The organism is Saccharopolyspora soli, assembly GCF_022678645.1.
Classification (GTDB): Bacteria; Actinomycetota; Actinomycetes; order Mycobacteriales; family Pseudonocardiaceae; genus Saccharopolyspora; species Saccharopolyspora soli.
The window spans coordinates 126,967-143,760 of the sequence record NZ_JALBWV010000018.1 but is presented as its reverse complement, the minus strand read 5'-3'; the positions used below and the strand labels follow the sequence as shown (position 1 = coordinate 143,760).

At 67.9% G+C, this 16,794-nt stretch carries 18 protein-coding genes; 6 read left to right on the top strand and 12 right to left on the bottom strand.

Going from position 1 to position 16,794, the window contains the following annotated elements; genetic code table 11:
- Positions 1-195: 195 nt before the first annotated feature.
- Positions 196-2,331: an ATP-binding protein gene (locus MOQ72_RS16195; protein WP_242184396.1), complete on the top strand. Its 2,136-nt coding sequence runs from the start codon at positions 196-198 to the stop codon at positions 2,329-2,331.
- Here MOQ72_RS16195 and MOQ72_RS16190 read toward each other — a convergent pair.
- Both MOQ72_RS16190 and MOQ72_RS16185 read right to left on the bottom strand, forming a co-directional pair.
- The gene (locus MOQ72_RS16190; protein WP_242184395.1) at positions 2,320-2,511 is read right to left on the bottom strand and encodes a DUF397 domain-containing protein; all 192 of its coding nucleotides are present in this window, start codon (positions 2,509-2,511) and stop codon (positions 2,320-2,322) included. The two genes, MOQ72_RS16195 and MOQ72_RS16190, sit on opposite strands and share 12 nt — an antisense overlap.
- A 4-nt stretch (positions 2,512-2,515) precedes the next feature.
- Entirely contained in the window at positions 2,516-3,379 is an 864-nt protein-coding gene (locus MOQ72_RS16185; protein WP_242184394.1) for a helix-turn-helix domain-containing protein, read from the bottom strand.
- Positions 3,380-3,640: 261 nt separating this feature from the next.
- On the opposite strand from MOQ72_RS16185, the gene MOQ72_RS45570 reads away from it, so the two are divergent.
- Entirely contained in the window at positions 3,641-3,796 is a 156-nt protein-coding gene (locus MOQ72_RS45570) for a hypothetical protein (protein ID WP_372495396.1), read from the top strand.
- 101 nt (positions 3,797-3,897) lie between these two features.
- Here the strand turns inward: MOQ72_RS45570 and MOQ72_RS16180 are convergent, their stop codons facing one another.
- Positions 3,898-4,443: a DinB family protein gene (locus tag MOQ72_RS16180; RefSeq protein ID WP_242184392.1), complete on the bottom strand. Its 546-nt coding sequence runs from the start codon at positions 4,441-4,443 to the stop codon at positions 3,898-3,900.
- 94 nt (positions 4,444-4,537) lie between these two features.
- Between MOQ72_RS16180 and MOQ72_RS16175 the strand changes: the two genes are divergently transcribed.
- Positions 4,538-5,491, top strand: coding sequence for a helix-turn-helix transcriptional regulator (locus MOQ72_RS16175; RefSeq protein WP_242184389.1), 954 nt, complete (start codon positions 4,538-4,540; stop codon positions 5,489-5,491).
- A gap of 217 nt (positions 5,492-5,708) precedes the next feature.
- Here MOQ72_RS16175 and MOQ72_RS16170 read toward each other — a convergent pair whose 3' ends face one another.
- Positions 5,709-6,416, bottom strand: a complete 708-nt coding sequence (locus tag MOQ72_RS16170) for a TetR/AcrR family transcriptional regulator (protein ID WP_242184388.1) — start codon at positions 6,414-6,416, stop codon at positions 5,709-5,711.
- 409 nt (positions 6,417-6,825) lie between these two features.
- Between MOQ72_RS16170 and MOQ72_RS45565 the strand changes: the two genes are divergently transcribed.
- Positions 6,826-7,509 (top strand): glutaredoxin family protein, encoded by a 684-nt coding sequence (locus tag MOQ72_RS45565; RefSeq protein ID WP_372495395.1) that lies wholly within the window; start codon positions 6,826-6,828, stop codon positions 7,507-7,509.
- Positions 7,510-7,846: 337 nt separating this feature from the next.
- On the opposite strand, the gene MOQ72_RS16160 is transcribed toward MOQ72_RS45565, so the two are convergent.
- Entirely contained in the window at positions 7,847-8,134 is a 288-nt protein-coding gene (locus tag MOQ72_RS16160; protein WP_242184387.1) for a hypothetical protein, read from the bottom strand.
- 211 nt (positions 8,135-8,345) lie between these two features.
- Here MOQ72_RS16160 and ptsP point away from each other — a divergent pair, with 211 nt between their 5' ends.
- The gene (gene ptsP / locus MOQ72_RS16155; protein WP_242184386.1) at positions 8,346-9,986 is read left to right on the top strand and encodes a phosphoenolpyruvate--protein phosphotransferase; all 1,641 of its coding nucleotides are present in this window, start codon (positions 8,346-8,348) and stop codon (positions 9,984-9,986) included.
- 73 nt (positions 9,987-10,059) lie between these two features.
- On the opposite strand, the gene MOQ72_RS16150 is transcribed toward ptsP, so the two are convergent.
- The 7 genes from MOQ72_RS16150 to macS form a co-directional block, all read right to left on the bottom strand.
- A complete protein-coding gene (locus MOQ72_RS16150) occupies positions 10,060-10,815 on the bottom strand; it encodes an AfsR/SARP family transcriptional regulator (RefSeq protein ID WP_242184385.1) in 756 nt (251 codons plus the stop codon).
- Between the two features lie 255 nt (positions 10,816-11,070).
- Positions 11,071-12,396 (bottom strand): hypothetical protein, encoded by a 1,326-nt coding sequence (locus tag MOQ72_RS16145; protein WP_242184384.1) that lies wholly within the window; start codon positions 12,394-12,396, stop codon positions 11,071-11,073.
- Positions 12,397-12,510: 114 nt separating this feature from the next.
- Positions 12,511-12,708 (bottom strand): hypothetical protein, encoded by a 198-nt coding sequence (locus MOQ72_RS16140; protein WP_242184383.1) that lies wholly within the window; start codon positions 12,706-12,708, stop codon positions 12,511-12,513.
- An 81-nt stretch (positions 12,709-12,789) separates the two neighbouring features.
- Positions 12,790-12,981 (bottom strand): hypothetical protein, encoded by a 192-nt coding sequence (locus MOQ72_RS16135; RefSeq protein WP_242184382.1) that lies wholly within the window; start codon positions 12,979-12,981, stop codon positions 12,790-12,792.
- 6 nt (positions 12,982-12,987) lie between these two features.
- Entirely contained in the window at positions 12,988-13,182 is a 195-nt protein-coding gene (locus MOQ72_RS16130; RefSeq protein WP_242184381.1) for a hypothetical protein, read from the bottom strand.
- 365 nt (positions 13,183-13,547) lie between these two features.
- Positions 13,548-14,225 (bottom strand): response regulator, encoded by a 678-nt coding sequence (locus MOQ72_RS16125; RefSeq protein ID WP_242184379.1) that lies wholly within the window; start codon positions 14,223-14,225, stop codon positions 13,548-13,550.
- Positions 14,222-15,364 (bottom strand): MacS family sensor histidine kinase, encoded by a 1,143-nt coding sequence (gene macS / locus MOQ72_RS16120; protein ID WP_308197887.1) that lies wholly within the window; start codon positions 15,362-15,364, stop codon positions 14,222-14,224. Before macS ends, MOQ72_RS16125 begins: the two co-directional genes overlap by 4 nt.
- A gap of 201 nt (positions 15,365-15,565) precedes the next feature.
- On the opposite strand from macS, the gene MOQ72_RS16115 reads away from it, so the two are divergent.
- Positions 15,566-16,777 (top strand): diguanylate cyclase, encoded by a 1,212-nt coding sequence (locus MOQ72_RS16115; RefSeq protein ID WP_242184377.1) that lies wholly within the window; start codon positions 15,566-15,568, stop codon positions 16,775-16,777.
- Positions 16,778-16,794 lie beyond the last annotated feature (17 nt).

The following is a 16,794-nucleotide window of genomic DNA, read 5'->3' as shown; positions in this document are numbered from 1 at the left end:
CCCCCCACACAACCACTTCCCCCGGCGCCCCCCGTCTCTTTTGATTACCCCCCCCGGCCCCCCCCCCCCCCGGCGGGGGGGGGGGGGCCCCCCCCCCGGGGGGGGCCCGGGTTCCCCCCCCCCCCCGACCCGAGGTGGCGGTGTTTGCGGGTTGCGTGCCAGGGTGGATGTTGATCCGCGGGTTTTGGGGGAAGCGTGGGCGAGAAGCCGGAGAACGTCGGCAACGAGGTGGCTGCGCCGGTGCAGGGCTCGGTGGTGCAGGCGGGTGCGATCCACGGCGACGTGCACTTCCACGGCACGACCGATTCGATGATCCCGCGACAACTTCCCGGCGCGACGCGGCATTTCGTGAACCGCGCGGTCGAGCAGGACATGCTGACGACGCTGCTGGCGAGCGCGCAGACCGAAGGCGTGGTGCTGCTGTCGACCATCGACGGCACGGCCGGGGTGGGCAAGTCGACGCTCGCGGTGCACTGGGCGCATCAGGTGCGCGACCGCTTCCCGGACGGCGAACTGTACGTCAACCTGCGCGGATTCGACCCGATCGCTGAACCGATGACGCCCAACGAAGCCCTCGGTCTCTTCCTGACGGCCCTGGACGTCGAGCCGGAACGCATCCCGCCCAGCGACGACGCGCGAGCCGCGATGTTCCGAAGTCTCGTGCACGACAAGCGAATGCTCGTCCTCCTCGACAACGCCCGAACGGCCGACCAGGTGCGTGCCTTGCTACCGGGCACGCCAAGTTGCCTGGTCCTGGTGACGAGCCGGAACCGCCTCGACGACCTGGCGGTTCGGGAGGGCGCGACTCGCCTGGCGCTCACCGTGCTGACCGAACCGGAATCCCGCGAGCTGTTGGTGCACTACCTGGGCGAAGTCCGGTTGTCCGAGGAACCGGAAGCGGTGGCGGAAATCGTGTCGCACTGCGCGGGACTCCCCCTCGCACTGGGCATGGTGGCGGTCCGAGCAGCGGAGTTCGCGGACTTCCCACTGGACGAACTGGTCGAAGAACTGCGGAACGAACGAGAACGCCTCGACGCCCTGGACGCGGGCGGCGAAACCGGAGTCCGAGCGGTGTTCTCCTGGTCCTACCGCTCCCTTTCCGCCGAAGCGGCCAGGCTGTTCCGCCTGTTGGGCCTCCCAACCGGCCCGGACATCAGCCTGGAAGCGGTGGCCGCACTCGCCGACAGAACCAGGCGAGACCTCCGCCGCCCACTGGCGGAACTACTGCGCGCCAACCTGATCGAACAACCAGAGCAAGGCCGCTACCGCTTCCACGACCTCCTGCGCGCCTATGCGGCCGAGTGCGCGGCGGTAGACGAATCGACCGACAACCGCCACGCAGCTGTGCGCCGCCTGCTCGACTTCTACCTCCGCAGCAGCACAGCTGCGGATCACCAAACGGCCTCGCACGCAAGGTATTTCATGCCGAAGCCTCCCACGTCAGATGTCAGGGGATTGTCCTTCGACACGGACGATGTTGCTTTTGCGTGGTGGGAAGTGGAGCGTCACAATCTCCGCGCGGCAACCAAGCAAGCAGCCTCGATGGGCATGCGCGAACATGCATGGCAGCTACCTCGCACACTTATGGTCCTGTTTCATCTTCGTGGTTATGCTCAAGACTGGATCGAGGCTTACGAAATTGGAATTGGTGCGGCGCGCGAGGTTGGTGACGAAGTTGCGCAAGCAAATCTTCAACACGAGCTTGGGATAGCCTATTTCGATCTATCAAAAATCGATCTTTCTGTGCGGGAAACTCGGCGGGCTATTGCACTTTTCGAACGCATCGGTGATCGTAACGGGGAGCTCTTGTCGCTGGTCACCCTCGGTCAGGTGCTGGCCCTTGTTGGGTTTGCTGAGCAAGCTCGTGGACCCATGGATCGAGCCTTCGAGCTGGAGTTGCAGTATAGGAACGGTTACATCAGAGGGGGAATCTACTTCACGTTAGGTCTGATTGAGCTGCATCAAGGCGCTCCAGAGAATGCAATAGACCACTTCGGAAACTCTCTTGATGCATGGCGGTTGGTCGGTGAAGAGATGGGCGAAGGGAACGCGCTCGCGAAGATCGCCGAAGCACATGTGCGCCTTGGTCGATTCGATGAGTCGGCGCGTTTCTTCAAAAAAGCCCGCGACCGTCAGCATGAAATCGGGCACCGACGAGGGGAAGCCGCGAGCCTCCGCGGTCTTGGGGCCTCGCTGCAGGAACTTGGCGATCTTGGTGGTGCACGTGATGCCTGGCAGGAAGCAGTGGCGCTCCTCGAAGCGCTGCACCTACCTGATGTCGATGAAGTCCGTGCAGACCTTGACGGCTTGGAAAATCGACTACTCGACTGACATCAGAAAAGTAGTCCATTGTTGACGATCGAAGACCAGAGTGCCGCCATGTGGGTTCTTGCTGTCCCGGACACCCACAACCGGCGTTGCCAGAGCGACCTCGACGCAGCCCTGGGAGCTTGTCGAGTAGCTGGACTTGAACCAGTTGGCATTGGCTAAGTTGTCACCTAAATCCGACACTCGTTCATGTTATCTCCTGCAACGCCTTGCGAATGAGCTGTTTGGAGCCTTCCCGATCCGCTGCGCGGCTCAGCGCCTCGGAGAACGCGACGCTGTACTGGTGGATTTTCAGCTCGCTCTCGACGAGGTTCAGCGAGGTCACGGTCTCGTGCCAGCCGAGGCGCACGAGGCGAGCGCTCGGGAACGTCAGCAGATGGAAGGTTGAGCTTCCTAGTGCGCAGTACGCGCCAGCGCTGAAGGGAATGATCCGGAGGTCGAGCGTGTCCGGATACTCGGCCATCAGCGCGAGCAGATGCTCCAGTTGTTCAGCGAGGATTTCCGGTCCGCCGACCTGTTGCCGGAGAGCGCCTTCGGTCATGAGAATGGTTGCGTTCAGGGGATTTGGCCCGCTGAGGCGTTCCTGCCTGCGACTTCGGGCCTCGACGCGGCGCTCGACCTCTGACTTGCGTAGGTTAGCGGCGTCTCCACTGTGGACGGCGCGAGAGTATTTCTCGGTCTGCAACAAGCCAGAGATCATGGCGCCTTCGTAGGTGTGGACCTCGTGTGCGCCGTGCTCGTATCCGAAGAAGCGAACCAACTCGGGTGAGAAGAGCCCGCTGTAGCGCGACCACCAGCCGCTTCCGTCTGACGCTCGGCGCAGCGCAAGAAGTTCCTTACGTTCGTCTTCGTACACGCCGTAGTTCGTCAGCAGGTTTTCGAGCTTCTCCTCGGCGATACGGCGTCGGCCGTGTTCGACGTTGCTCAGGTAGTTCTGCGTGATGCCAATGGATTTCGCGGCATCTGTCGAGCTCAGGTCAACCAGTTCGCGTGCTTCCCGGAGGCGGATGCCGAGTTCCCAGGCTGCTACCGGCGGCGAAGAAGGTGCCATCTGGTTCCCCATGTCACGTGTCGGGTCGGGAAGTGCTTCAGGTTTAGCACATTGATCATTACCCGATCAGGTAATACCTCCAGAAATATTTCTGGGTTACTTTTGATCTAGACGGCGGCGGGGCCGACTCGCAACCCCCCGACCCGCCGGGACCGCCGCCGTCGCCCCCTACTTCTCGGAGGTTTCGACGTGCTTTTTCCTGGTTTGGAGCCGCAGGGGCCGGTTGCTTACTGGCGGCCCTTCGAAGGCATTCGGCACGGCATGGCTCCGACGGGACCACCGATCCCCGGTCAGGAGCGCGAGACGTTCTGCGGGTTGACCATCAGCGTCGTCATCGCGACTGAGGTCCAGTGGCTCGCGCCGACCTGCGAAACCTGCTGGGCCGAGGCGAAAGCACGACGTGACGCCATGAACTGAATCGTCCTTTGTAGACGATTTGGTTGCTTTGCCCTGATGCGGAAAGCAAGGCGCCCCCGGAGCCTCGTGGTGCGAGGTCGCCGGGGGCGCTTCGTCGTTCGTCAGCCCATGCTTTTGGCGCCGTCGAGGGATTCTCGGATGATGTCGGCGTGGCCGGAGTGCTGGGCCGTTTCGGCGATGATGTGCATCAGCACCCGGCGGGCCGACCAGTGCGCGTCGGGCTCGAACCACGGGGCCTTCGGCAGGGGGTGGGTGGCGTTCAGGTCGGGCAGGGTGGCGACCAGTTCGTCCGTGCGGCTGGCCACCTCGGCGTAGTCGTCCAGCACACCGGCCAGCGTCTCACCGGGCAGCATTCGGAACATGTCCGCCCACTCGGCCAAGTCGGCCTCGGTCAGGGCGCTGAAGTCACCCATCGCCGACGGGCCCTCCACGATGAAGCGCGACCAATTCCGCTCAACCGCAGTGACGTGCTTGATCAGGCCGCCCAGGCACAGCTCGCTCGCGGTGGTCCGCCGCCCGGCCTGCTCGTCGGTGAGCTCGCGGGTGGTGAAGCGCAGGAAGTGCCGCTGCTTGGCCAGCGCCTCCAGCAGGTCGGCGCGCTCGCCGGTGGCGGCCAATTCGCGGGTGGTCAGCTCGTGTGCGGTCATGGTCTCCGCTTTCTGTCGTGCTCCGTCGGTCGAAGACCACGCTAGGAGCCATAGCGGTCACTTCTTGACCTGAATTTCAGGAAGAATCGAGAACATGGCGAACACCAGCACCCGGACGCTGCGGCTGCTGTCCCTGCTCCAGACCCACCGGTACTGGCCGGGCACCGAACTGGCCGAGCGGCTGGGAGTTTCGGTCCGCACGCTGCGCCGGGACATCGACCGGCTGCGCGAGTTGGGCTACCCGGTCGAGGCGCAGCGCGGCGTCGAAGGCGGCTACCAGCTCGCCGCAGGCGCGGCCCTGCCGCCACTGGTCATCGACGACGAAGAGGCGGTTGCCCTGGCCGTGGGGTTGCAGGCCGCCGCGCAGGGTGCGGTGGAGGGCATCGCCGAATCCTCGGTGCGGGTGCTGGCCAAGGTGGTGCAGGTGATGCCGCCCCGGCTGCGCCGCCGGATCGACGCGCTGCGCGCGATGACCGTGCCCGCCAGTTGGGGCAGCCCTACCAGGGCGGACATCGACCCGGACGTGCTCACCGCCATCGCGCTGGCCTGCCGGGACAGCGAACGCCTGAACTTCTCCTACACCGCCGCCAACGGCCAGCGGACCGACCGGCACGTCGAACCGCACCGGCTGGTCTGCCTCGGTCGCCGCTGGTACCTGGTCGCCTACGACCTCACCCGGCACGACTGGCGCAAGTTCCGGGTCGACCGGCTCACCAGGCCGGACGGCACCGGTGCCCGGTTCCGGCCCCGCGACCTGCCCGCCGCCGACGTCGCCGAGTTCGTCCGAGCTGGCCTGGACAACGCGCCCCGCTCGTACCGGGTGGAGGTCCTGGTCGATGCCCCGGCCGCGACCGCGCGCGAACGGATCGGCCGGTGGAGCACGGTCGAGGAGGTGGACGCAGAGCACTGCCGGGTGCTGATGACCACCGACTCCCTGGACTGGCCGATCATGGCGCTCGGCCAGCTCGACGCGGACTTCCGCGTCCTCGAACCACCCGAACTGCTCGACCAGCTCCACAACTGGGGAGCCCGCTTCAACCGGGCCTAGGAGGGTGCGCGAATTGGCGTGCGTGCCGCTGCTGCGTCGTGAGTGGTTGTGGTCGCCAGGACGACCGTCGCCGCTCACGAGCCCCGAGGCGAGCCCAGCCCGGACAAAGCCGATAGCGCGCGCGTCTTCGGGGTGGCCGCGCGCCGATTTCGCGCAGTGATCGGCATCCGCTCGCCACGGGAAGTGCCGGTTTCGCGCGAAATCGCCCGGAACCCGGTCAGGCCAAGCCGATTTCGTGCGCCAGTTCGTGGAGCATCGAGTCGAAGAGCCGGTCGGCGTACTTCAGGTCGAACGGGAAGCGCCCGAAGACCTCCAGGGCCACGTGCCCGTACAGGCGCACCCACCAGCGCAGCAGGAAGTACACCGCGTCCGGTCGCAGGGCCTCCGGCGGAACGTCGATGCCCGCGGTCGAGAACGCCGCCGCCAACGCGTCCTGGTGGGCCGACAGGTCCGGCAGTTCGAACAGCAGCGCGCCCTCGGTGTCCGCCTTGATCGCGCCTTCGGCCATGAACGGGCCGACGATGCCCAGGAAGACCCCGGCGAACTGGTCGTGCTGCCGCTTCCCCGACTCGTCCTGCGGCGTGGCGAAGACCAGCGCGAACTCCTCCGGATGGGCCAAGGCCCACCGCCGGAACGCCCGGCACATCGCGAAGATCTTGTCCAGGAACGCCTCGTCGACCGAGTCCAACCCGGCGTGCAGTTCGGTGGCCAGATCGGCGCAGATCTCGTCGCACAGCTGCCGGAGGAGGTCTTCGCGGGACTCGTAGTAGCGGTACAGCGCTGGCGCGGTGATGCCGAGTTCCCGTGCGATCGCCCGCAAGGTCACCGCGTCGCGCCCGTGCTCCACGAGCAGCGCACGCGCGTGCTGGCGGATCTCCAGTTCGGTGGCCGCGCGAAGCCGCTCGCGCCGAGTCACCTCGGTCATGTGCCACTCCTGTATCCGGTGGCCGATCCCGACGTTGCGATCAGCCGCACGTGATTGTGGCGCATCCCGTTCTCCGATCGGGTGCACAAGCCCGATTCCGTCGCTATCGCGGCGATCAGCAAACGGCATTTACGCATGTTGACGGTGTTCACCTCACGGTAACGGGTCACCGGCGTCGGCCACCAGCAATCGACTACCAGCACGAACGACGCACCGTGTTCGAGTCCGGGACTACCGCCATCGCCGGTGGATGGCGCGGACCATCCTCCTCGCGGTGGTTTCCGGCGCGAACTCGGGCCCAGCGCGTTCGACCGGACGAGGGTGGCCGCGAAGCGCCGACCAGCAAGCCGCTTACCAGGCAGTTTCCCGCCACCATTCGGTCAGGTGAACAGTGGGGCACCTTTGACCGGTGCCCTTCACTCGGATCTTCGCAAGGAGCATCCACAGTGGATTGGCGGCGCTGTTGCGCCGGGCGTTCGCTTTCTCCGGCAGCGCGGTCGGGGTGGGTGTGGTCTTCGCGTTCGCACTGGATGCGACCGTGGTGCGAATGATTTCGGGGTCCGCGGTGTTGAAGGTCGTGGGCAAGGCGGCGTGGTGGGCGCCGGGACCGTTGCGGCGACTGCCGCAGCGGGGCCGCGATCCACGAGGCCGAACCGGAACGCGAGCTGGGAACCGTGCGGTGACCAGCACCGACACCCACTGGCGGCGGCGTGCCGAACCTTGCACCGCGCACGCCGCCGACCTCGTCAACACAGGAGGCAACATGACCGCCGAAGTGCAGGAAGTCGTCGTCTACACCCGACCTGGCTGCCCGTTCTGCACCTCGCTGCGCGCCGGACTCCGGCGGCAGGGCTTGACCTTCAACGAGGTGAACATCTGGGAGGACCCAGCGGCGGCGGCGACCGTGCGCTCCATCGCCGACGGCAACGAGACGGTGCCGACCGTGGTCATCGGCGAGTGGCAGGCGGTCAACCCCTCGGCGAAGACCGTGCTCTCGGCGGTCGGTGAGCATGCGCCGCACCTGCTGCCCGAGCAGTCGCCCGGTGCGATCGACGGTGCGCTGAAAGCCCTTGGTCTGCGCAAGGGTTCGTGAGCGCTGGGGGCGTTTTCGTTGTGGGCCGACCGCACGGGGGGCGTCACGGCCGACCCACAACAGGTTGTGATCGCCGGTGGCGCGATACCGGCGAGCAGCAACCCGTTAAGTCTGACGCGCGACCGCGCCGAAAAGATCCATCCCCCAGGGAAAATTAGCTCGAACGGTGGATCCCCCTAATGGGATCCTCCACTGTGGCCACGCCCGTCGAAACGCCTTGTCCGGTCGGTGCGTGCGACCGGCGCGACGCGCAGTGAACGGCCCGTTCGCCCCGAAGTCGGGGGAACGGGCCGTTGGCGGTTCCTGGCAGTGTCATCCCGCCAGCATGGGCCGGGAATCATTCCGAAGTCGGGTCAGTCCCGGTCGAAGCGGCCGGGGACTGAACGGGACGGAACTGACTCGTGTCGACGGGCTCGCCCGGAATCGGATCGGGCCCGCTGGGCGATTCGTTCGTCGGCGGCGGGAGTCTGTCCGAGGAGTCCCCCGAAGCCGGGTCCGAGTCGCCTTGGTCGTCGCCGGAAGCGGTCGGCAGGTGGATGGCGAACAGGTTCACCAGCTCGGCCAGCGGCTCGGCGAACCAGTCGAGGTGCGGGTTCGTTTCGGTGATCTGCGTGCTGATTGCCATGCTCACAGCCTGCTGTTTTGGGGGTTCCGTCCGGATCCGTACTGCTACTCAGTTGTTACTCATCGGTAATCGCGGCACTGTGACATTCGGGCGACGTAAGAACCACTGGCGTCACGAGGCGTGTCCACGCTGGTCCCGGTGATCGGGCCGAACGGTGTACCCGTGCCTACGATCGCCCCAGAGCCCGAATTAGAAGGGTATGGTCTAGACCATGTCGCGCTTGACTGGTGTCGGAGTGAGCTCCGGCCGCGCCTCGGGGCCTGTCGCCCGGGTCGCCGATCCCCTGCCCGAACCGCCCGCCGCTCCCGCGCCCGCCGATCCGGCCGCCGAGGCCGACCGCATCCGACCGGCTGCCGAAGCCGTCGCCGAGCGGCTGTTCCAACGCGCCACCCGAGTCGACGGCGATGCCAAGGCGGTGCTGGAGACCACCGCCGCGATGGCGATCGATCCGGCGCTGATCTCGCAGGCCGAACAACTCGTGAACAGCCAGTCGCTGCCCGCGCCGCGCGCCGTGTACGAAGCAGCCAACGGCTTTTCCGACGCGCTGCGCGCCGCAGGCGGCTACATGGCCGAGCGCGCCCGCGACGTGCAGGACGTCCGGGACCGGATCATCGCCGAGCTGTTCGGTGTGAAACCGCCTGGCGTGCCCGAGCTCGACCGGCCGAGCGTCCTGCTGGCCCGCGATCTCGCCCCCGCCGACACCGCGGATCTCGACCCCGGCCTGGTGCTCGCGCTGGTCACCGAGGAAGGCGGTCCGACCAGTCACACCGCGATCTTGGCGCGGGCGCTGGGGATTCCGGCCGTGGTCGCGGTCCGCGGGGTGCTCGGCGTGCCCGGTGTGGTCGGCGCGATCGTCGATGGCGACATCGGCGAGGTCGAAACCTCCGACCAGGCGGTGGCGGTCCACGTCGCCGAGCGCCGCTCCCCCGGCGAGTGGAACGGCCACGGCGCCACCGCGGACGGCAGGCAGGTCAAGATCATCGCCAACGTCGGGTCGAGCGCCGATGCGCGTGCCGCAGTCGCGGCCGGTGCGGAGGGGATCGGCCTGTTCCGCACCGAGTTCTGCTACCTCGCGGCCGATGACGAACCGCCGGTCGACACGCAGCGGACCGCCTACCGCGAGGTGCTCGCACCGTTCGCGGGCAAGCCGGTCATCGTCCGCACGCTCGACGCCGGTGCGGACAAGCCGTTGGCCTTCCTCGACATGGGCGTGGAGCCGAATCCGGCGCTCGGAGTGCGCGGGCTGCGGGTCGCCTTCGACCGGCCCGACGTGCTGGAGCGGCAGCTGGCGGCGATCGCCGGTGCCGCTGCCGATTCCGGTGCCGAGGTTTCCGTGATGGCGCCGATGGTCGCCACCGTCGACGAAGCCGCCTGGTTCGCCGCCCGCGTCCGGGCCGCCGGTCTGCCGCGGGCCGGGGTGATGATCGAGATTCCGGCCGCCGCGTTGAGCGCCGCGGAAATCCTCGACGTCGTCGACTTCGCCAGCATCGGCACCAACGACCTCGCCCAGTACGTCTTCGCCGCCGACCGGATGGCGGGCGCGCTCGCCGAGCTCAACGACCCGTGGCAGCCCGCGCTGCTGCGGCTGATCGCCATGGTCGGGCACGCGGGCCGGGAGCTCGGCAAGCCGGTCGGGGTGTGCGGCGAGGCGGCATCCGACCCGCTGCTGGCCGGAGTGCTCGCGGGCCTCGGCATGACCAGCCTGTCGATGGCCGCCGCAGCCGTCCCGCTGGTCGGCGCGGCGCTCGCCAAGCACCCGCTCGCGGCCTTCCAACAAGCCGCCGAAGCCGCCCTGTCCGCCCCGACCCCGACCCGAGCCCGCGAAGCGGTCCGGGCCGCCCTCGGCGCCTGACCACCGGGCGGGGTGCCAGTTTCGCCCCTAAAACTGGCACCCCGGAATCGGGGCCGGTGTCGCCGCAGGATGGTCAACTGCGGGCGCGGGCGAGGACCGGGCGCACCAGGTCGCGCAGGTGGTTGGACGGCTCGATGCCGAGTTCTCGGTCGAGGAGGCGCTCGTAGCGCTGGTAGTGGCGGACCGCCTGCGCCGGGTTCGCCTGCTGCAGCAGCACCTTGACCACCGCGCAGTGCGCCGTCTCCCGGAACGGCTCCACCTGGGTCGCGGCCTGCGCGATCTCCAAGGCGCTCGCCAGGTGCCGGGACTGCACAAGCCGTTCCGCAGCCACTTCCAGCGCGTGCACCTGCAACTGCTGCAGGCGCTCACGCTCGGTCAGCACCCAGTCGTCGTACCAACCGGGCAGCAACGGCTCGTGCCGCGCCAGGTCGCGGCCGATCTCCGCGCAGTCGTTCGGCGAGTCGGTCGAATCCTGGTGCACCAGGTACCGCCCTGCGGCGACCAACCCGTCGATGTCCAGCGACACCAGCGGCGCCAGCTCGATCTCGTGCGGCGTGCTGATCACCGCGCCCTGGATGCGCTGGCGCACCCGCCACAGCGTGGTCCGGAGGTTGGCCAGCGCGCTCTGGTCGTCACTCTCCGGCCACAGGACGCCCGCCACGTAGTCGCGTTGGGTGCGTCCGCGCAGCGCGAGGAAGGCGAGCAGGCGTTGTCCGTTGCTGGACATCGCCACGCTTTCGCCGTTCGCGTGCAGTTCCCATCCGCCGAGCAGCGTCAGCCGGAACGGCTGGTCGGGCTGCGCCGGGGTGCGCGACCGCCGACGTGTCATCGGACGCACAATTCCACCGCTCATAGTTCCCCCCTCGACAGGCCCTGGATCTGGCCCAGTGCGTGGGGCGGACGCCGTTGTGGGCGTCGCCCCGGAACTCCGGTGCTCGCCTGCGGCGGACACCGGAGGTCCACACCCTTGCCCATCGGGGGTGCTCCGGTCGGTTGTTACGACACTACTGACGGTGACTTTCTGTTCTCGCGACACGTAGGTGGGGCTCCCACACCCCCCGTGGGAGCCCGATGTCGGGGCAGTTCAGGCGCGTGCGATGCGGTGCCGACCGCCCGTGCCCCGTTGCTTGTGCGCGATGCGCCGGGCGATCCGCCGCCCGATGCGCACCAGGAATGCGACCGCGCCGACCCAGGGCAGCAGCAGGATGAGCATCGAGACCACCGCCAGCACCGACATCCAGAAGTTCCCCTGCCCGACACCGGCCACCAGAACCGTCCAGTAATCGTGGGCCCGGGTGAACGCCCTGGACAGGTACACCGGGAGCCGCCAGAGCAGCACCCCCAGCGCGAGCGCCAGGGTGGGCACCACGATCACCACCCAGGCGGTGACGATGATCCGCACCCGCGGGCGCAGCCCGGAGGGCGGGACGGGCTTGCCGCCGTGCCGCCCGGTGAGGCGCCGCAGGAAGGGGCCGACCTGCGCGAACAGGTTCGGCACCCCGACCAGGTCGCCGAGGATGTAGTAGCCGTCCAGGCGCAGCAGCGGCACCAGCTGCTGCAGGATCTGGATGTGGCTCAGCGCGATGAAGACCAGTAGCGGTGGGTAGTGGGTCAGGCCGTAGATCCCGGCCATCGCCAGGATGAACACCGCGTTGAAGTAGATCCCGCCCAGATCGGTGCGCAGCCTGCCCCGCCGGTCCAGCCGGTAGGCATCGGTGACGTTGGTGAAGAAGCAGGGCACGATCAGCATCAACCCGACTCCGATCGCGCCCGGTTTCGCCCCGCCGTAATGGCATCCGGCGGCATGCCCGACCTCGTGGAACAACGTGCTGACGATCATCAGCCCGAGCAGCACGAGGACCTGCACCGGCTCGCCCGCGGACTGCTGGAACGCCAGGTCGAGGTAGCCGGACCCGATCAGCCACACGTCGAGTGCGATCAGCCCGGTCACCACGAGCACCACGACCACGGGTAGGTAGAGCGGGGCGAGCATCGCCGCGACGACGCGCACCACCCGCGCGGGCGCGAGCACCCCGTGCATCGCCAGTGCCAGCAGCGGCGCGGCCTTCGGCGGTTCGACGATCGGCTCGGCCAGGGTGGCGATGCCGAGCGGGTACAGCTTCTCGCTGATCAGGAATTCCACATCGGCGACGGACACGTCCTGGCCGCTGGCCCGCGCCACTCGCACGGCCGCCTCGCCCAGCGTCCGATTGCCGTCGATCTCGGTGGCGAGTTGGTAGAGCAACCGCGACACCAGCACCATCTGGCCGTCGCCCCGGGAGATCAGGTAACGCGGTTGGTCAAAGCCGCCACCTTCGTACTCACCGCACAACGACACTCCGTCGGCCAGTCGCGCAACCGCGTGCTCGTCGGTCTGCGGTGCGCGATCGGCCTGGGTGACTTCTGACATCGAATCCTCCTGCGAACCCGTTCAAGTGCGGGTGGAGCTGCCCAGGTAGCGCGGTACTGGCAGCACGTAGCCTGGCCGGGAGCGAAGGCTTCGCCCCCGGCCAGACGGGACCCATCAGAATTGGTTGGCCCCGACCCATTGGTTGGCGACGGCCGTGGCGTCGCTGCCGAAGCCACCTACGTTGACCGCGATCGCCAGGTTGACGGCGGTGACGGTGTTGATGTCGCCGATCAGGCCGCCACCCCAGCCGCCGAGGGCTTCGCGCTGCGGAAGCAGTTCCGCAGACTCACTCGAAAGATCGAGAGTGTGCATGTTCCATCTCCTGGAGGGTGAAGCCGGCCGCCCATCACGCGCAGCTGTGACGGGCGGCCGGGAGTGTTAACTGCAGACCGCTCAGAACTGGCTGACGCAGATGTTCTGGACAGCAGCGGCGGTCGTGTTGGTGAACGGGCCGCCACCAAGAGCCACAGCGGTGTTCGACGCGTTCACGGCCGCGATGTCGTTGCCGAAGCCAAAGCCAAAGCCGCTGAGGGCTTCGCGCTCGGGCAGCATCTCAGCGACCTCGTACGAAACCTCCATGACCATGCTCCGTCACCAACCCTGGTTGACGTTGATGTTCTGCAGAGCCACGGCGGTCGTGGTGCTGAACGGGCCGCCACCGAGGGCCACCGCGGTGTTCGACGCGTTCACGGCCGCGATGTCGCTGCCAAAGCCACCGAAGCCACCCCACCAGTTGAGAGCTTCGCGCTCGGGCAGCATCTCAGCGTATTCGTGCGAAAACTCCATGATCATGCTCCTGTTCGCGTAATCGGAATTTCGACCGCGGCCTTTTCGCCGCTGGCAACGAGTACGCCAAAGGGCCCGTCACCGACCCGTCACCAAGGCGTCACGCGGCTCCGCGAACCCTTTTCGATGACTTCCGGTCACGGTCCGTGTTGTCCTGCCTGAGCAGCGAAAACCTCGTGCGGACAAGAGCTTTTGTCAGTGGATCGGGTGAACCTGGAAAATTCCGAACAGATCACGGGTCACCCGACGAAGAAGGCCCGCGAACCCGATCGGGCTCACCGGCATCGCAGAGCGCAAACGGCGGCTTGGTGACCGCAGGTGGCCGTCAGCCGCACCGCCTCGCAAAACGAGTTCGGAGACAGGCTCTACGACTCGGAGGGCTCGCCCTCTTCTTGGTCCAGGCCGTGCTCGATGGCGTAGCGGGCCAGCTCGACCCGGTTGTGCAGCTGCAACTTGCGCAGCGTCGACTGCACGTGGTTTTCGACCGTGCGGTGCGAGATCACCAGCTTCTTGGCGATCTGCCGGGCGGTCATCCCCTTGGCGACCAGCCGCAGCACCTCGGTCTCCCGGTCGGTCAGCTGCGGCGCCTGCGACTCCGAGTCCGGGGTGATCGCCATCCGCCGGTACTCGCCGAGCACCAGCCCGGCCAGCCCGGCGGTGAACACCGCGTCTCCGGCGGCGGTGCGCTGCACCGCGTCCATCAGCTCCTCGACCGACGCCGACTTGACCAGGTATCCGGAAGCACCGGCCTTGACCGCCTCCAGCACGTCGCTGTGCTCGCCGCTGGCGGACAGCACCAGCACCCGCGTGCCGGGGATCTCCTGGGTGATCTGCAGGGTGGCGTTGACGCCGGAGGTGTCGCCCAGGTTGATGTCCATCAGCACCACGTCGGGGGTCACGGTCCGCGCGATGCGCAGCGCCGACGCGGCGTCGCTCGCGGTGGCCCGCACTTCGAAGCCGCGCTCGGTCAGATCGCGGGCGACCCCGTCACGCCACATCGGGTGGTCATCGACGACCATCACGGTGACGGGCGGCTCGTTCATCGCTTTCCTCCTCTGCGACGCTTGGTCGGGCCGGGTCGGGGCACCCGGATCTCCCATTCGGTTCCCTCGCCGGGAGCGGTGTCCAGGGTGATCGTGCCACCCATGCTCTTCACCCGGCCCCGAATCGACTTGGCCACCCCGAGCCGACCCTCGGCGGCCGCCTCGGCGAGCCGACCATCGGGGATGCCCGGACCGTCGTCGCGCGCGGTCAGCACGACTTCCTCCGGCAGCTCTTCCAGCAGCACCCATGCCTGGGCGTCCGACCCGGCGTGCTTGTCGAAGTTCGCCAGCGCTTCCTGCACGACCGCGAACAGATCGGTGCTCAACGGCTCCGGCAGGCGCACCGGATTGCCCGGAATCGACACGTGGATCCGGCCGGTGCGCAGTACCTGCAACCGCGCGGCGAGGTCGGTCTCACCGTCCAATGTGGTCTCTTGGGCCGTTGTCGCGACCAGCGCGCGCAGCGCGATCTCCTGCTCTCCCGCCAGTTTCGCCAGCTCAGCGGCCTCGCCGCCGAGCTCCGCGCCGCGTCGGCGCACCCGCGCGAGCACCTGGAGCACGCTGTCGTGGATGGAGCGCGCCAGCCGTTCCCGCTCCGCGGTCGCGGCCTCCGCGCGCAGCGCGCGGGCCAGCCGCTCGGTGGACTTGCGCGCGGTGTCCGAGGCCAGCCCGAGCACCAGACCGGTCCCGACCAGCAGCAGGGTGTCCAGCGACATCGCCGGATCGCTGTAGCCGCGGATCAGGTAGTTGCTGGCGGCGGCGATGATCCCGGTCGACAGCCCGCCGAACATGCCCCACTGGGAAGCGGCGGCGGTGACCATCGTGGGGTGCCAAACCGTCACCACCGACGGGTAGTTGTTCAACATCTGGGCGTCGGAAAGGATGAACTCGTTGCTGAGGAACAGCACGGACACCACGACGCAGTCCAGCAGGACCATGCGGTTCGTCCGGCCCGCCCGAGTCCAGTAGCGCCAAACGGTGAACACCGTCCACAGGCCCATCAGGACGATGACCACCAGCGCCAACCACGGCCGCCGGTAGTCGTGGAACTGGAGGACCACCCAGAAGCAGGCCCACAGGAACGTCACCATGCGAAACACGTTGTGCCCGCGCCACAACGGCGAGCGGCCATCGGTCACCTGATGAGGTTGCACCGGCGACGTTTGCGTACTGCCCACTTTCGCTCCTTCCCAGCGGACCATCCTGCCGTACATCGGGGCTTGGCAGAGACCGCCGGATCGAGCACTCTGCGTGTTTGTGATCACGACCAGCATCGGACGGAACCGCCCGCGCCGCGCGCTGCGCCGTTGCGGCACGCTGTGCGAGGCTCGTTCGGGGAGGTGATCAGCTTGGTGGGCGGGTGGTTGCTGTGGCGGCTTCGGCCAGCGGCGATCGCCTACGTGCTCGTGGTCCAAGCGGTCGCCCTCGCGCTGGTGGTGCTGGTCCTCCTGACCAGCCGGTCGCCGCTTTCGCACGAACTGGTGACGTTCGCGATGTTGGCGGTGACCGCCGGGACGGTCATCGTGATCACGTCGGTGTCCATCAACGTCCGACGGCAGATCAGGCGCAATCCGTGGACGATGCACATCGCTTACCTGGCCGCCGGAATCCTCACCCTGCCGCCGAACCTGCTGGTGCTGCTGCTGCTCGGACCGAGCCTGCACGGCGTGCTGGACGGCCGCCCGGCACTGCACCGCTGGCTGTTCACCACCGCGGCGACCACGATCGCGACGCTGTCGGCCCGATCCGTCATCGGTTGGGAGGAACCCCGCTGGGGTCCGGTGCTGTTCGTCCTGGCCGGTGCTGTGCTGCTGCTGGTGCGGGCCTGCCTGGTCGCGTTCGGCATCCGGTTGCGCAACCCCGACGCGGCCCGGCAGGACGTGCTGGGCGAGCCGATCGACGTGCTGCTGGGCATCGTCGCGGCGAGCCTGGGCGGGCTGCTGGCGGTCGCGGTGAGCAGCGAGCCCAGCAGCGCGCTGCTGGCCGGTCCGCCGCTGGTGCTGCTGGACCTCGCCAGCCAACTCCCGCAGTGGCGGCGGTCTGCGCAGCGGGACGGCAAGACGGGGCTGGCCAACGCGGCGCACTGGGAACGGCTGGCGCGCAGCGAACTCGACCGGGCGCAGTCCCGTGCCCAACCGGTTTCGCTGCTGCTGCTGGACCTGGACCACTTCAAACGGGTCAACGACGAGATCGGGCACCTGGCGGGTGACACCGTGCTGGCCGCGGTCGCGATGATGCTGCGCAGCAGCGTGCGACGGGACGACGTGGTCGGTCGCTTCGGCGGCGAGGAGTTCGTCGTGCTGCTGCCCGGCACGGAAGCCGAAGTCGCGTGCACGGTGGCGGACCGCATCCGGCGATCGACGGCCGCGCTGTCCGTGCCAACACGCGACACCCACGGCGAGCACCGCGAGCTCAAGGACCTGACCGTCAGCATCGGCGTGGCCACGACGTTCCGCTTCGGCTACGACCTGACCGACCTCCTGGTCGCGGCCGACGCGGCCCTGCTCGCGGCCAAGTCCGCCGGACGCAACGCCGTCACGCTGGCTTCCTGACCGCCGGGCCGCGACCG

Coding starts and splice junctions, on each gene's coding strand:
- MOQ72_RS16185 (WP_242184394.1), bottom strand. CDS start 3,379: ATGGCACCTTCTTCGCCGCCGGTAGCAGCCTGGGAACTCGGCATCCGC.
- MOQ72_RS45570 (WP_372495396.1), top strand. CDS start 3,641: ATGGCTCCGACGGGACCACCGATCCCCGGTCAGGAGCGCGAGACGTTC.
- MOQ72_RS16180 (WP_242184392.1), bottom strand. CDS start 4,443: ATGACCGCACACGAGCTGACCACCCGCGAATTGGCCGCCACCGGCGAG.
- MOQ72_RS16175 (WP_242184389.1), top strand. CDS start 4,538: ATGGCGAACACCAGCACCCGGACGCTGCGGCTGCTGTCCCTGCTCCAG.
- MOQ72_RS16170 (WP_242184388.1), bottom strand. CDS start 6,416: ATGACCGAGGTGACTCGGCGCGAGCGGCTTCGCGCGGCCACCGAACTG.
- MOQ72_RS16160 (WP_242184387.1), bottom strand. CDS start 8,134: ATGGCAATCAGCACGCAGATCACCGAAACGAACCCGCACCTCGACTGG.
- ptsP (WP_242184386.1), top strand. CDS start 8,346: ATGTCGCGCTTGACTGGTGTCGGAGTGAGCTCCGGCCGCGCCTCGGGG.
- MOQ72_RS16150 (WP_242184385.1), bottom strand. CDS start 10,815: ATGACACGTCGGCGGTCGCGCACCCCGGCGCAGCCCGACCAGCCGTTC.
- MOQ72_RS16145 (WP_242184384.1), bottom strand. CDS start 12,396: ATGTCAGAAGTCACCCAGGCCGATCGCGCACCGCAGACCGACGAGCAC.
- MOQ72_RS16140 (WP_242184383.1), bottom strand. CDS start 12,708: ATGCACACTCTCGATCTTTCGAGTGAGTCTGCGGAACTGCTTCCGCAG.
- MOQ72_RS16135 (WP_242184382.1), bottom strand. CDS start 12,981: ATGGTCATGGAGGTTTCGTACGAGGTCGCTGAGATGCTGCCCGAGCGC.
- MOQ72_RS16130 (WP_242184381.1), bottom strand. CDS start 13,182: ATGGAGTTTTCGCACGAATACGCTGAGATGCTGCCCGAGCGCGAAGCT.
- MOQ72_RS16125 (WP_242184379.1), bottom strand. CDS start 14,225: ATGAACGAGCCGCCCGTCACCGTGATGGTCGTCGATGACCACCCGATG.